Origin of the sequence: Streptomyces laculatispora, from assembly GCF_017353455.1 — a bacterium.
Classification (GTDB): domain Bacteria; phylum Actinomycetota; class Actinomycetes; order Streptomycetales; family Streptomycetaceae; genus Streptomyces; species Streptomyces laculatispora.
This window is the reverse complement of record NZ_JAFMPZ010000213.1, coordinates 1-13,798: the sequence shown is the minus strand read 5'-3', so window position 1 is coordinate 13,798 and position 13,798 is coordinate 1. Positions and strand designations below refer to the sequence as shown.

Annotated in this window: 13 protein-coding genes; 5 read left to right on the top strand and 8 right to left on the bottom strand. The window is 71.6% G+C overall.

The annotated features are described in order from the left end of the window. Positions 1–12: 12 nt before the first annotated feature. Complete coding sequence (locus J1C73_RS12305) at positions 13–444, bottom strand: ASCH domain-containing protein (protein ID WP_123468781.1); 432 nt, start codon at positions 442–444, stop codon at positions 13–15. A 153-nt stretch (positions 445–597) separates the two neighbouring features. Here J1C73_RS12305 and J1C73_RS12300 point away from each other — a divergent pair, with 153 nt between their 5' ends. Together J1C73_RS12300 and J1C73_RS12295 are read left to right on the top strand one after the other, a co-directional pair. Further along, positions 598–1,362 (top strand): molybdopterin-dependent oxidoreductase, encoded by a 765-nt coding sequence (locus tag J1C73_RS12300; RefSeq protein ID WP_307797672.1) that lies wholly within the window; start codon positions 598–600, stop codon positions 1,360–1,362. Beyond that, positions 1,304–1,993, top strand: coding sequence for a cytochrome b/b6 domain-containing protein (locus J1C73_RS12295; protein ID WP_207316400.1), 690 nt, complete (start codon positions 1,304–1,306; stop codon positions 1,991–1,993). Before J1C73_RS12300 ends, J1C73_RS12295 begins: the two co-directional genes overlap by 59 nt. Before the next feature lie 20 nt (positions 1,994–2,013). Here J1C73_RS12295 and J1C73_RS12290 read toward each other — a convergent pair whose 3' ends face one another. Further along, positions 2,014–3,411, bottom strand: a complete 1,398-nt coding sequence (locus J1C73_RS12290) for a GntT/GntP/DsdX family permease (RefSeq protein WP_207316399.1) — start codon at positions 3,409–3,411, stop codon at positions 2,014–2,016. A gap of 11 nt (positions 3,412–3,422) precedes the next feature. Next, the gene (locus J1C73_RS12285; RefSeq protein WP_123468773.1) at positions 3,423–3,932 is read right to left on the bottom strand and encodes a gluconokinase; all 510 of its coding nucleotides are present in this window, start codon (positions 3,930–3,932) and stop codon (positions 3,423–3,425) included. Between the two features lie 143 nt (positions 3,933–4,075). Here J1C73_RS12285 and J1C73_RS12280 point away from each other — a divergent pair, with 143 nt between their 5' ends. Beyond that, positions 4,076–4,777: a FadR/GntR family transcriptional regulator gene (locus tag J1C73_RS12280; protein WP_123468771.1), complete on the top strand. Its 702-nt coding sequence runs from the start codon at positions 4,076–4,078 to the stop codon at positions 4,775–4,777. Between the two features lie 64 nt (positions 4,778–4,841). Here J1C73_RS12280 and phsA read toward each other — a convergent pair whose 3' ends face one another. Beyond that, positions 4,842–6,731, bottom strand: a complete 1,890-nt coding sequence (gene phsA, locus J1C73_RS12275; RefSeq protein WP_372446679.1) for an O-aminophenol oxidase PhsA — start codon at positions 6,729–6,731, stop codon at positions 4,842–4,844. A gap of 265 nt (positions 6,732–6,996) precedes the next feature. Between phsA and J1C73_RS12270 the strand changes: the two genes are divergently transcribed. Further along, positions 6,997–8,082 (top strand): S-(hydroxymethyl)mycothiol dehydrogenase, encoded by a 1,086-nt coding sequence (locus tag J1C73_RS12270; protein WP_207316398.1) that lies wholly within the window; start codon positions 6,997–6,999, stop codon positions 8,080–8,082. Then, positions 8,082–8,711: an MBL fold metallo-hydrolase gene (locus J1C73_RS12265; RefSeq protein WP_207316397.1), complete on the top strand. Its 630-nt coding sequence runs from the start codon at positions 8,082–8,084 to the stop codon at positions 8,709–8,711. Before J1C73_RS12270 ends, J1C73_RS12265 begins: the two co-directional genes overlap by 1 nt. A gap of 9 nt (positions 8,712–8,720) precedes the next feature. Here J1C73_RS12265 and J1C73_RS12260 read toward each other — a convergent pair whose 3' ends face one another. The 4 genes from J1C73_RS12260 to J1C73_RS12245 all read right to left on the bottom strand — a co-directional run. Beyond that, positions 8,721–9,656: a pseudouridine synthase gene (locus tag J1C73_RS12260; RefSeq protein ID WP_207316396.1), complete on the bottom strand. Its 936-nt coding sequence runs from the start codon at positions 9,654–9,656 to the stop codon at positions 8,721–8,723. 95 nt (positions 9,657–9,751) lie between these two features. Next, complete coding sequence (locus J1C73_RS12255) at positions 9,752–11,122, bottom strand: hypothetical protein (RefSeq protein ID WP_207316395.1); 1,371 nt, start codon at positions 11,120–11,122, stop codon at positions 9,752–9,754. Beyond that, entirely contained in the window at positions 11,119–12,186 is a 1,068-nt protein-coding gene (locus J1C73_RS12250) for a hypothetical protein (RefSeq protein ID WP_207316394.1), read from the bottom strand. Before J1C73_RS12250 ends, J1C73_RS12255 begins: the two co-directional genes overlap by 4 nt. Positions 12,187–12,963: 777 nt before the next feature. Further along, positions 12,964–13,798, bottom strand: an 835-nt coding sequence (locus J1C73_RS12245) for a beta-galactosidase small subunit (protein WP_242644058.1), incomplete at its 5' end; no start/stop codon positions are given.

Below are 13,798 nucleotides of genomic sequence, written 5' to 3'. Positions count from 1 at the left end.
CCTCCTGCCGGGTCAGGCGGGATCGATCAGTTCGACGACCCGGAAGCGTTCGGCGACGACCAGTGTGTCGTCGTCGACCGTGAACTCCGGGTCGCCGAGACCCTCCCGCATCTCGTCGCTGTGCCAGAACCGCTCGTGGCCGGCCCGCCACCCCGCCACCGACGTGTCGCCCTCGCCCTCGTCGAGCACATGCTGGAGATCGACGTCCCCGAGGCGCAGAATCCGGACCTCCGTCACCTCCAGCACCGCGATCTCCCGGCCGTCCGAGTCGATCAGGGCGGACCGCTCGCCCACCGGGGGCGGCTCCTCCTGCTCCGCCTCGTACTCCACGAGCAGTCCGGTCGTCGACACCTTCCGCCCGTCGAGCACCGCGGCGACCAGCTGATCGCGCAGCGGTCCCGGGAAGACGAGGAGGAAGGGCTTGAGCGCTTCACGGTTCGGCATGGCGCAAGTCTGACATCAGCGCTCAGCCGGCGACGAAGGGATTTCCGGCAGGCAGATTCCGACGGACAGATTCCGACGGGGAGAATCTGACGGGCCGGTGACGGACCGCCGCCGCCCCTGGCGTCCGGCGGTCCGGAGTGCTCGAATCGAGGAGTGAACAGTCCCCCTCCCGGCGCCGGCCCCGATCCGGTGGAGCCGGGCCCCGATCCGGACGCCGTCGGTGCCCCCGTCGGCCGCCGCCTGGTCCTGACGATGCTCGGCCTCGGTGCCGCCGGGCTCGTCGCCGCCCCGGTCCTGCAACGGACCATGGAATCGGGTCTGGGCGCGCTCGCCGACAAGGACCCCACCGGGCTGACCGGGCTGCTGCCCAACGGCGGCGGCTTCCGGTACTACTCCGTGGCCTCGTCCGTACCGTCCAAGGGCGCGGCCGACTACCGGCTGACCGTCGACGGGCTGGTCGACCGCCCGGCCACCTACACCCTGGACGCCCTGAAGGCGCTGCCGCAGACCCGGATGGTCCGCGACGTGCAGTGCGTGACCGGATGGCGGGTGCCCGAGACCCCGTTCGAGGGCGTACGGCTCTCGGCGCTGCTGGACGCGGCGGGTGTCCGGCCGGAGGCGAAGGCGGTCCGCTTCACCTGCTTCGACGGCACCTACAGCGAGAGCCTCACCCTCGATCAGGCCCGCCCCGGCGATGTGCTGGTCGCGCTGCGCATGCAGGACGGGCCGGTGTCCCACTCCCACGGCGGCCCGGTCCGGCTCTACGTGGCCCCGATGTACTTCTACAAGTCGGCGAAATGGCTCTCCGGGATCACCGTCACGGACTCCGTACGCCCCGGATACTGGGAGGAGCTCGGATATGACGTCGACGCCTGGGTCGGCCGGTCCAACGGCCGTGACGACGCCCCCACGACCTGAGGCGGCCGGCCTGGTCCTGCGGTTCGGCCGGCCGGTGCGGTGGGTGCACCGCACCACCGCGGCGCTGATGCTGCTCTGCGTGGCCACGGCCGGCTGCCTGTACGTGCCGCAGCTCGCCGAACTCGTCGGCCGCCGCCACCTGGTGGTCACCGTGCACGAGTGGTCCGGGCTGCTGATCCCCGTACCGCTGCTGGCGGGGCTGTTCTCGCGGGCCGTGCGGGGCGACGTCTCGCGGCTCAACCGTTTCGGACCGCACGACCGGAAGTGGCTGCGGGCCGTGCGCCGCCGCGACCACCGGCCCGGTTCCCGGCCGGCCGGGAAGTTCAACGCCGGGCAGAAGCTCTACGCGGCCTGGATCGCGGGTGCGGTGCTGGTGATGGCCGGTACCGGGCTGCTGATGTGGTTCACCGGGCTGGCCCCGCTGATGTGGCGGACCGGCGCCACGTTCGTCCACGACTGGCTGGCGCTGGCGATCGGCGTCGTGCTGGGCGGCCACATCGCGATGGCGTACGCCGACCCGGAGGCACGCCGTGGCATGCGCACCGGGTCGGTCGGGCGACGGTGGGCTCGTCGCGAGCACGCGCTGTGGCGGATCCCCGCGGACCCGGCCGGGCCACCGGAAGACCGGTGACCGGCCCATGCGGCCAGGGCTCAGAGGAGCAGTGACAGCAGCATGATGAAGGCCAGTGAGACCACCGAGATGATGGTCTCCATCACCGACCAGGTCTTCACCGTCTGGCCCACGTCCATTCCGAAGTACTCCTTCACCAGCCAGAACCCGGCGTCGTTGACATGGCTGAAGAAGAGCGAGCCCGCGCCGACGGCGAGGACCAGCAGGGCGGCGTGCGAGGTCGACATGTCGGCCGCCAGCGGGGCGACCAGACCGGCGGCCGAGATGGTGGCCACGGTCGCCGAACCGGTCGCGAGCCGGATCGCCACGGCGATCAGCCAGCCGAGCAGCAGGGCGGGTATCGACCAGTTCTCGGAGAACTCCAGGATCATCCGGCCGACACCGGCGTCGATGAGGGTCTGCTTGAAACCGCCGCCCGCGCCCACGATCAGCAGCACGCCCGCGATCGGGGCAAGGGACTTCTCGACGGTGGTGGAGAGCCGGCCCTTGGTGAATCCGGCCGCCCGGCCCAGCGTGAACATGCCGACGATGACGGCGGCGAGGAGGGCGATCAGCGGGGAGCCGATCACATCGGTGACCCGCTGGACACCCTGCTCGGGGTCGTCCACCACGATGTCGACAAGTGCCTTGATCAGCATGAGCACGACGGGCAGCAGAATCGTGGCGAGAGTGGCGCCGAAGCTGGGACGGCGGTCCAGGTCCTCGGACGGGCGCTGCGGGATCATCTTCTCCGGCGCCTTGATGTCCACCCAGCGGGCGGCGTAGCGGGAGAAGACCGGACCGGCGATGATCACCGTCGGGATCGCGACGAGCACACCGAGAGCCAGTGTGACGCCCAGGTTGGCGTTGAGCGCGTCGATCGCGACCAGCGGGCCGGGGTGCGGGGGAATGAGCCCGTGCATCACGGAGAGGCCGGCCAGTGCCGGGATGCCGATCCGCATCAGGGAGTAGTTGCCGCGCTTGGCGACCAGCAGCACTACCGGGATCATCAGTACGATCCCGACCTCGAAGAACAGCGGCAGGCCGATGATCGACGCGATCAGGACCATCGCCCAGGGCATGGCCCGTCCGCTCGCCCTCGCGAGGATGGTGTCGACGATCTGGTCCGCGCCGCCGGAGTCCGCGAGGAGCTTGCCCAGGATCGCGCCGAGCGCGATCAGCACACCGACGCCCGCGACGGTCGAGCCGAGGCCCGCGGTGAAGCTCGCGATCGTCTTGGCCGGCGGCGCGCCGGCGAACGAACCGAGCGCCAGCGAGCCGATGGTCAGCGCGAGGAACGCGTGCATCTTGAACTTGGTGATGAGCAGGACGATGACGGCGATGCCCGCCAGTACGGCGATGCCCAACTGCGCGTTGCCGGCCGAGGTGATCGGTTCGACGGCGTCCGCTGCCAGCGTCTCGACGCTGAGACTGGTCACGGTGATGATCCTTAGTTGTCCAGCCGGCGCAGTGCCGCGACGGCTCGCTGGGTGATTTCTTCGGGGGTGCCGGACACATCCACGGCGACGCCGGCCTCGTCGTCCTCAAGGGGCTGAAGAGTGGCGAACTGCGAGTCGAGGAGCGCGGTCGGCATGAAGTGGCCCTTGCGGTCCGCCATCCGTTCCTCGATCAGGGACCGCTCGCCGGTCAGATGGAGGAACACGGCACCGGGGGCCTCGCCGCGCAGCCGGTCACGGTAGACCCGCTTCAGCGCGGAGCTGCTGACCACCCCGCCGAGCCCGGCCCGGCCGTGTGCCCACTGCCCGATCGCGTCGAGCCAGGGCCACCGGTCGGCATCCTCCAGCGGGGTGCCGGCCGACATCTTGGCGATGTTCGCGGGGGGATGGAAGTCGTCGCCCTCGGCGTACGGAACGCCCAGTGCGGCGGCGAGCAGGGGGCCGATCGTGGTCTTGCCGGTCCCTGCCACGCCCATCACCACGACGACGTGGGGGGTGCTCATTGCGCTGCCTCGCTGTTCTCTTCGATGTCTTCCTCGACATCGGTCCGTCGCGCTACTGAAACCTATACGTACGACTTATTCAAGAGGCTGTGATGTAAACGTCGTACTTAATGTTCCCGTGGGGGTCCCCGTACTCTTGGTTCATGACCACACAGAGCCAGGGGCTGCATACACATGTGCTGGACACCCTGGGTCTGGAGATCGCAGCGGGTGAGCACCCGCCCGGTCAGGTGCTGCGTACGGATGAGCTGGCCCAGAGGTTCGACGTCTCGCGCACGGTCGTACGGGAAGTGATCCGCGTCCTGGAGTCCATGCACCTGGTCGAGTCCCGGCGCCGCGTCGGTGTGACCGTGCGGTCGGCCGAGGAGTGGAACGTCTACGATCCGCAGGTCATCCGGTGGCGGCTGGCCGGCGCAGACCGCCCCCGCCAGCTGCGCTCACTGACGGTCCTGCGCTCGGCGATCGAGCCCGTCGCCGCCTCGCTCGCGGCCCGCCACGCCACCCCGGACCAGTGCGCGCAGCTCACCGAACGGGCCCTCGGCATGGTCGCCACCTCGCGCGGCCAGCAGCTGGAGGGGTATCTCGAACACGACATCGCGTTCCACCGGATCGTGCTCAACGCCTCCGGCAACGAGATGTTCGCGCGCCTCGGAGACGTGGTCGCCGAGGTCCTGGCGGGGCGCACCCATCACCAGGTGATGTTCGAGGACCCCGACCCGGCGGCCGTCACCCTCCATGTCCGGCTCGCCGAAGCGGTGCGCGAGGGCGACGCGGCGGAGGCGGAGCGGCTGACGAAGGAGATCGCGGTGGGCGCCCTGCACGAACTCGACGTGCTCGCCCCCTGATCCGGCCGGAACGCGACATCCCCCGCGGGGCAGCCCCGCGGGGGATATTGCCGTGCCGGCCGGATCAGCCGGTGTGCCCCTCATGGCCGCCGTGGCCCCCGCCGTGCCCGGCACCGTGGTCGAACTTCATGGCCTGCGGCGGCATCACGACGAACGGCCGCATCATGCCCATGTCCTCGTGCTCCAGCAGATGGCAGTGGTACATGAACCGTCCGTACGCCCCGTCGAACAGGCCGAGCACCTTCACCAGTTGCCCCTGAGGGACCAGGAAGACGTCCTTCCACCCCCGCTCGTTCGGCGGCGTCGCAATCGTGGTGCCGGGGTCGAACGCCACCGGGGAGCGGGTCCCGCCGACCGCCGGGTCGAAACCGTCCAGGGTGTACGCCTCCCGGCCCATCACCTGGAAGTCCGCCAGATGGATGTGCATCGGATGCGTCGGCACACCCAGGTTGAGGAACGACCACTGCTCGTACGTGCTCTCGCCGACCGTGAACCCGAGACCGTCGTTGAAGGTCCGCGCGGTCCTGCGGTAGGTGCGCACGGTGCCGTCCTCGCCCCGCACCTGGATCACGCCGTCCGACGGCACCGTCACCCCGGCGGCGTCCTCGACCTCCGTCATCTCCCAGATCTCCGGGTGGCCGCCGCCCCCGACCGTGCCGGGCGCGGTCAGTACGACGAGCCGGTGCCCGTGCTCCACCTGGCCGTGCTCGTACCGCCGGAAGGAACCGGACAGCACCTCGGGCAGTTCGAAACCGTCCCGGCGCCGCGTCTGCCGTACCCGGAACTCCATCACCTGCGGGAACGGCACGTTTGCCGCCGGGTCCGGCACCCCGGGCGCGAGCCTGCCCTTGTTCACCAGGCGGACCCGGCGGCCCGCCAGCGACGAGAAGTCGATCAGCAGGTCCATCCGCTCGGCCGGGCCGGTCCTCAGCGTCGGCAGCACCTCGTCGAAATCGACCGGCACCGGACGCGGCAGCAGACCGCCGTCGCTGCCGATCTGCCGGATGACGCCCGGGACCGGGTTGTTCTCGTCGTCGACCAGCACCAGATCGTAGATCCGGGCGTTGGAGGCGTTGACGAGCCGGAAGCGGTACCAGGCGTCATCCACGTCCAGATACGGCCAGATACGGCCGTTGACCGTGGTGTACGGACCCAGGAACGGCAGCGAGACCGGCTTTCCCGTCTCCGGGTCGGCCTCGACGACCGTGGTCGTCTTGTGCAGCAGCCGGCCGTTGAGCCGGCCGTCCTCGTCGGTGTCCAGATTGCGGTCCGTGAGGATCAGCGGCAGCTCCCGGTCGCCCGACGGCAGACCGAGCGCGTCCTCCTCGTCGTCCCGGATCAGATAGGTGCCGACGAGACCGGCGTACACGTTCCACCGGGTGATGTTCATGGCGTGGTCGTGGTACCACCACTGGGCCGCCTGATGGTCGTTCGGATACTCCGACAGCTGCGCGTCGCCGAAGCCGACCGCGTTGTCCGCCCAGCCGTCGTTCCCGCCGCCCGTCTGCGCGCCGTGCAGATGGGTCACCGTCCAGGCGGGCAGCGCCGCGACCTCCGCGTTCGGCTCGACGCCGTCACGTCCGGGCCGGTTGTGCGGCGCCGGCTCACCCGGCTTCACCGGGCCCACCTCCACGGCGGTGACCGGGTACGCGCTCCCCTCGGGGATGCGGTTGGTCCAGGCGATCCTGATCCGCTGTCCGCGCCGCACCTCGATCGTCGGACCGGGCACCGTGCCGTTGTAGCCCCACATCAGGGTCGGCGGCAGCTGTGCGTGCAGCCGCACCCAGGCCGGGGTGAGCGCGATCTCCGTCTCCGTGAGCACGTCCCCGCTGTGCGGGCGCAGCACCGGCGGTACGGTCAGCGCGTCCGTGTAGGGGACGAGTCCGCCGACCCGCGCCCCGATGTCCTCGTGTTCCCCGCTGATCTTCTCCGTGTGTACGGCAGTCTCGGTCAAGGTACTTCCCCCGTGTTCCGTCAGCTGTCGGAACCCGGGCCCCTGCCCCCGCAGGTATCGGCTCCGGGTTCCCTCTGCACCTGAAGGACGTCGCGGAAGCGGGGCGCAGTTCAGCGGTTCGTACCATCTGTCCGAAACCGGTGTGTTCGCGCCGGGGAGGGGTGCCCGGTTCGCGCCAACGCGGCGCGCCGCCGTGACACGCTCGTACCGCGTACGGTTGTTCGTGATCGATCTCAGTAAAAGTCAGGAAAGGGAGACCACGGGAATGGCGCAGCAGGTACGAGGGGTCATCGCTCCGGGAAAGAACGAGCCGGTACGGGTCGAGACGATTGTGATCCCGGACCCCGGCCCCGGCGAGGCCGTGGTGAAGATCCAGGCGTGCGGCGTGTGCCACACCGATCTGCACTACAAGCAGGGCGCCATCAACGACGAGTTCCCCTTCCTCCTCGGCCACGAGGCCGCGGGCGTCGTGGAGTCCGTCGGCGAGGGCGTCACGGACGTCGAACCGGGCGACTTCGTCGTCCTCAACTGGCGTGCGGTGTGCGGACAGTGCCGTGCCTGTCTGCGCGGCCGCCCCTGGTACTGCTTCGACACCCACAACGCCAAGCAGCGGATGACCCTGCTGGACGGCACGGAGCTGTCGCCCGCGCTCGGTATCGGCGCCTTCGCCGAGAAGACCCTGGTCGCCTCCGGCCAGTGCACCAAGGTCGACCCCGAGGTCGCCCCGGCCGTCGCCGGACTCCTCGGCTGCGGAGTGATGGCGGGCATCGGCGCCGCCATCAACACCGGCCAGGTCGGCCGCGGCGACTCGGTCGCCGTCATCGGCTGCGGCGGTGTCGGTGACGCGGCGGTCGCCGGCGCCCGCCTCGCCGGAGCGGCGAAGATCATCGCCGTGGACATCGACGACCGCAAGCTGGAGACGGCGAAGAAGATGGGTGCCACGCACACCGTCAACTCCCGCACCCAGGACCCGGTCGAGGCCATCCGCTCGCTCACCGGCGGCAACGGCGCCGACGTCGTCATCGAGGCGGTCGGCCGCCCGGAGACGTACAAGCAGGCGTTCTACGCCCGCGACCTCGCGGGCACCGTCGTCCTGGTCGGCGTCCCCACCCCGGAGATGCAGCTCGAACTCCCGCTCCTGGACGTCTTCGGCCGCGGCGGCTCGCTCAAGTCCTCCTGGTACGGCGACTGCCTGCCCTCGCGCGACTTCCCGATGCTCATCGACCTGCACCAGCAGGGCCGGATCGACCTCGGCGCGTTCGTCACCGAGACCATCGGACTCGGCGACATCGAGCAGGCCTTCGCCCGGATGCACGACGGCGACGTCCTGCGCTCGGTGGTGGTCTTCTGATGACCGCCCGCATCGACCACCTCGTCACCTCCGGCACCTTCGCCCTCGACGGCGGCGAATGGGACGTCGACAACAACGTCTGGATCGTCGGCGACGACACCGAGGCGGTCGTCATCGACGCCGCCCACGACGCCGCCGCCATCGAGTCCGCACTCGGCGGCCGTGCGCTGCGCGCGATCATCTGCACCCACGCGCACAACGACCACATCGACGCGGCACCCGCCCTCGCCGACGCCACCGGCGCACCGATCCTGCTGCACCCCGACGACCTGCCGCTGTGGGAGCAGACCCACCCGGACCGGGCACCCGACGGCGAACTGGCCGACGGCCAGGAGCTGAGCATCGCCGGGACGACCCTCACCGTCCTGCACACCCCCGGCCACGCCCCGGGCGCCGTCTGCCTGTACGCCCCCGAGCTGTCCACCGTCTTCACCGGTGACACGCTCTTCCAGGGCGGACCCGGCGCCACCGGCCGGTCGTTCTCCCACTTCCCGACGATCGTCGCCTCGATCAGGGACCGGCTGCTCGCCCTGGACCCGGCCACCGCCGTCCGCACCGGACACGGCGACTCCACGACCATCGGCGCGGAGGCCCCGCACCTGGACGAATGGATCGCCCGCGGCCACTGATTCCGGGACTCACCCCCGCGGCCACGCGGAGAGCCGCAGCCCGCTCTCGAAGCGGCGCGGCCCTCCCGTGACCGGATCGGTGAACTCCAGAAACCGCGCCAGCAGTTGGAGCGGGCGCGACCAGTCGTCGGGCGCGCCCTGCGCCTCGACCACCGGATAGACCGGGTCATGGACGAGCGGCAGCCCCAGGCTGTTCATATGGACCCGCAGCTGATGCGTCCGCCCGGTGGCGGGCAGCAGCCGGTAGCGCCCGAGCCCCTCCCGGTGCTCCAGCAGCTCGATCCGGCTCTCGCTGTTCGGCTCACCCGGCTCCTGACGGGCGGCGATCACCCCGCGCTCCTTCACGATGCGGCTGCGTACGGTGCGCGGCAGGACCAGACCGGGGTCGTACGGCGCCACCGCCTCGTACTCCTTGCGCACCAGGCGGTCCCGGAACAGCGTCTGGTACGCGCCCCGCTCCTCGGGCCGGACGACGAACAGCACCAGTCCCGCCGTCAGCCGGTCCAGCCGGTGCGCCGGCTGCAGCAGCGGCAGACCCAGCTCGCGGCGGAGCCGGGCCACCGCCGTCTCCGTGATGTGCCGGCCGCGCGGCGTCGTCGCCAGGAAGTGCGGCTTGTCCGCGACGACCAGGTGCTCGTCGCGGTACACGACACCGACCGGGAACGGCACCGGCTCCTCCGGCGCGAAGTCCCGGTGGAACCAGAGGTACCGGCCCGCCCCGTACGGCTCCCGGCCCGTCACCGCGCCCCGGACCGAGACGAACCGGCCGTCCGCGAGCATGGCGTCGACCCGGTCCGCCCCGATCGCGTCGCCGAACCGCGCCAGCAGATGATCGCGGACCGTGGGCCACTGCCCGTCGGGATCCTCCGGGAGCCGCACCCGGACCGGATCGATCCCGTCACGCTGCGGCAACGGCGGCGGGGGAGGCTTCGCGCGGCCCCTCATCGGGGCCCGCCCGCCGGTCCGCCCGGCCCCGGGGTGCTGGTTCTCATGGTGCGGCGAATCCTTCCACAGGAACGGCGCCCCGCGCGCCGGGGGCGTCAGGCGCGTGGGAGCGTCACCTTCTGGGGGCCGCAGCCGATGCGCTCGGCCTCCGCCGCGACATAGCCGGGCAGCAGATCGGCGGTGAGCGCGAAGCCGCCCTTGTCCGTCTGCCTCAGCTGCTCCACCACGAACACCACGGGACCGGTCTGACAGGACGCCCGGTACACCGACCGGTTCCCGGCCAGCTTTCCGTATCCCGTGGTGCCCTTGACGGGAGCGCCGGACCGCAGCGCGTCCCAGGAGAAGATCTCGGCCAGCGCCGGGTCCACCACCGTCGTCATCCGCACCACCGGTTCGGGGTCGCTGCCACCGACCTCGCAGACCCGGGCCGGTCCGTCGCCGCCACCGCCGGCCCGGGTGCTCGACAGCTCTTCGCGGTACGCCGCGGGCAGGGCGAACCCCTTGGTGCCGCAGAGAGCGGCCGCATCGGTGTCCTGCCAGGTCACGACGGGCGGCAGGGTTCGCGGTGACCGGTAGCTGCCCGAGCAGCCGAAGGACCGGATGACCCCGTTGGCCGTCTCCACCAGGGCGCCGGTGAGCGCAACGCGGTCCTCCCTCGCGAGCTCCGAAGAGATGTCGAGGCCCGCCCGGCCCATGCCGATGTCCACCACGGTGGGTCCGGAGAAGTCGCCCCGCCCCGTGCAGCTCTGCGGCAGCGCGAGCCAGCCGCGCGTCGCGGACGCCATACCGGGCAGCCCCTCGCCCAACGACACCATGCCGGCCGCGAGGAACTCCTGGGGCCACTGTCGCGCGTCGGTCCCCCTCAGGCCGTCCAGCTGGTGCACGTTGACGGTCACCTGACGCAGGGCCCGGTCGTCCTTGAAGCTGGTGACGCGACACTGCCCGTACGTCAGCCCGTCACCCTGGCGGCCGCTCTGCAGCGACTGTTCGTCGACCTCGATCCTGCGGTCACCGAAGAGCTGCGACACGGTGGAGTCTCCGAGCGAGTCCCAGCAGGGAGCGGGTCCGAGCAGCGGGAGGGTGTCGGTGCGCCAGGCGACCGCACCGGCGCCGAGCAGTGCGCCGGCCAGACCGGCGGCGGTGACGGCACGGGCCGTACGGCTCCGCAGCAGGCGGCGTACGAAGGAGGGGCGGTCGCTCGCCGGGACGGCGGGTTCCTCCCCGTCCGGGCCGGCGCCACCGGGAACGGCGGGTCCGGCCCCGTCCGGGCTGCGGCCGCCGGTGACGGCGAGTTCAGCCCCGTCCGGGCTGCCGCCGTCGCCGCTGTTCCCGTCTCCGGAGCCGTCCGCGTCGGGCCGGCCGGGTATCCGGGCCCCCACGGCGCCCTCGTCGTCCATGGCCCTCTCCCCGTTGTGCCCGTTGTCCCCGGCGTTCGCCGCGTTCTCCATGGACTTGTCCGCGCTCACGCGTCCTCACCGTTCCCGCACTCGATGCGCCGGCCCACGGACTCGGCGAAGCGGTCGAAGACCCGCCGGTCGTCGGGGCGGCCCCGGCCCTTCAGACCGGTCTCCACGTTTCCGTAGAACACCGTCGGACGGCCCCCGCAGGTGGTGCGCAGCAGGCCGTGGGCGGCACCGGCGGGAAGGCCGTCGAACACGGCGACCAGGCGCGGTCGGCGCGCCATCACATACTGCGCCGACGGCTCGTCGGGCTCTCGCGCGGTCTGCCACACCACCGAACACGTCTGGAGCCGGTCGGTGACCGTGCCCACCTGCTGCTGGTAGCGCGAACCCTCGCCGAAGTCGAAGGTCATCCCGGGTATCCGGCACAGCGGACTGCCCGCCCGCTCATCGTCCTCGGCCACCGTCACCATGGGCGACGTCATGTGCAGAGGCTTGTCCGGGGCGCAACCGGCCTTCTCCATCGTCGTGTTGGCGGCATCGAGGAGCATCCGGCCGACCTCGGCGGTATTGCCGATCGCGAACGGCATGGCCACCTTGCCGAGATGGCCGTCGCCCGAGCTCTCGCTCCGGATCGTCACGGCCGACGGCCTGCCGTCCGCGTCGCACTCCTTGGGCAGCACCAGCATGGCCCGGTCACCGGCGACCAGTCCGTCGAGCCCGTCCGGGAGCGGGGAGGCCGAACCGTGGAAGTACTGGGCTATCCAGGACCGGCGCTCCTTGGCGCCGGCGGGGACCGGCCCGTACTCCAGAGTGATCTGCTCCTTGAAGGTGAGCGGCTGGTCCGAGTCGTCGTCCTCGGCCTCGGAGGTCACCGCCAGGGTGCACGTGCCGTGCGGCCGGCCGGCCGAGGGCGGTGCGGACTCGGTGGCCCGGCGCTGCGAGCCGGATTTGCCGAGCGCCTCGTCGCCGAGGAAGGACGCGCCGCTGTTCTGCTCCCACGCACCCCAGCAGTAGGTGTCGCGGAACGGCCAACTATCGGTTGCCCAAAGGCCGATACCGGACACGAGCACCGCCCCGGCGACCACGCCGACGAGGACCGTGGTCCGCCGTTTGCCACTGCTGACCATGACATTTCCCCCTTGCGAACCGCGATGTCCATCGCGGAACGCCGATGCTACGTCGCCACCGGCCGTGGCGGGAAAGAGGGTTGGGGCGGGTGGCACTGAAGGGATTCAACACCCGATTCCCGAGGGTCGAAAGCGCTTGTGATGCGGGGTGGTGAACGGCCCTGGCACCGCCATATGCCGCACCCGCACCCGCGCCCATGAAGGAGCCCCTCATGACCGCCGCACGCCGAACCGGTCCAGCCCTGCTGGCCGCATTCGCGGCCGTAACCACCCTTGCCACCAGCGCCGTTGCCTCCCCGGCCGCTACGCCGCCCGCGCCGCCGCGCCGGGAACCGGTGCCGGGGCAGCGGCCGCCTGTACCGGAACGGCCCCCGTCGTCTGCCACTTCGACGTGGCCCCCGGTACCTACCGCGTCACGGCGCTGATCGGCGGCGCCACCGCGGCCCGTACTGCGGTCGGCGCCGAGACCCGGCGCACCCTGCTCGGTGAGACGCCGACTGCCGTCGGCCACACGGTGGTTCGCGCCTTCGCGGTCTCACGGCACTCACCCGGCAACGGGTCGAGGAGCTGGGTCCCGACGGTTCCAGGGCGCTCTGCCTCACCGACGAGCAGCGCGACAACACGCACACCTGCGAGCGCGGCGCCACGGAGTACGCGGCCATGGTGCGTGACGCGCTGCGCGCCCAGCACCTGCTGCCCGCCGCCCTGTTCCGCTGACCGGCCCGCCTCCCTGCCCTGTCCCCGGACGCGCCCGGACGCGGCAGGGAGGGCGCGGAGTCAGCCCAGCGCCGAGAACACGAACGAGAACTCCGCCGGGGCCGCGTCGAGCCGGTGCTCCGGCAGCACGCCCGGTCCGCACGACTGCGAGCCGATGCCCTGCACCGCATGGTCCAGATTGACCCAGACGTGCTCCCCGGCCACCTGATCCGGCAGATGCTCCGCGGCGTCCAGCTGCTCGCTCGTCCAGCGCCGCGCGGTGAACCAGAACGGCGCGCCGCCCTCGGCCCGCAGCCCCGCACCGCTGCCGTCCGTCAGCTCCGCCCACCGGACGTCGGCCCGTGCGCCGTTCTCCTGCGGCCTGACGTACGGGGTCTGCAACGCGTCCACGTCCCGCTCCCAGAGCCCGAGCATCGCGGCGGCCCGGGTGTCCGGGTACGCCTCACCGGGACCGCCGCCGAACCACCGCGCCCCGCCGAACGCGGCAGGCAGCCCGAACCGGATGCCCAGCCGGGGCAGCGGCACCCGCCAGTCGCCCTCCGGCACCACGGACACCGTGAGGCCGAGCCGGTCCCCGGCCGCGGTCCACCGGTACGTGGTCCGAAGGCCCAGGTCCCACCCGGCCGGAGCCACCCGGGTCCGTACGGTCAGCGCGTCCTCCACGGCCTCGACCGCATCGAGGCGGTGCCGCATCCGGTGCAGCCCCAGCTCCCGCCACCGCAGCCCGTACCGCTCGTCCGGCTGCCAGGGCGCACCGTTGTCGTTGTCGGTGGGCGCCCGCCACACATCGAGCCGCAGCCCTTCCACCGCGACGTCCCCGAGCCGCACCGGGGCTCCGGTCGCCGCGTCGAAGACGCCCGGCCCGAGTGCGATCACGCCCTCGCCCCGCACCGGA

Coding starts and splice junctions, on each gene's coding strand:
- J1C73_RS12265 (WP_207316397.1), top strand. CDS start 8,082: ATGACCGCCCGCATCGACCACCTCGTCACCTCCGGCACCTTCGCCCTC.
- J1C73_RS12285 (WP_123468773.1), bottom strand. CDS start 3,932: ATGAGCACCCCCCACGTCGTCGTGGTGATGGGCGTGGCAGGGACCGGC.
- J1C73_RS12305 (WP_123468781.1), bottom strand. CDS start 444: ATGCCGAACCGTGAAGCGCTCAAGCCCTTCCTCCTCGTCTTCCCGGGA.
- J1C73_RS12280 (WP_123468771.1), top strand. CDS start 4,076: ATGACCACACAGAGCCAGGGGCTGCATACACATGTGCTGGACACCCTG.
- J1C73_RS12295 (WP_207316400.1), top strand. CDS start 1,304: ATGACGTCGACGCCTGGGTCGGCCGGTCCAACGGCCGTGACGACGCCC.
- J1C73_RS12270 (WP_207316398.1), top strand. CDS start 6,997: ATGGCGCAGCAGGTACGAGGGGTCATCGCTCCGGGAAAGAACGAGCCG.
- J1C73_RS12250 (WP_207316394.1), bottom strand. CDS start 12,186: ATGGTCAGCAGTGGCAAACGGCGGACCACGGTCCTCGTCGGCGTGGTC.
- J1C73_RS12260 (WP_207316396.1), bottom strand. CDS start 9,656: ATGAGGGGCCGCGCGAAGCCTCCCCCGCCGCCGTTGCCGCAGCGTGAC.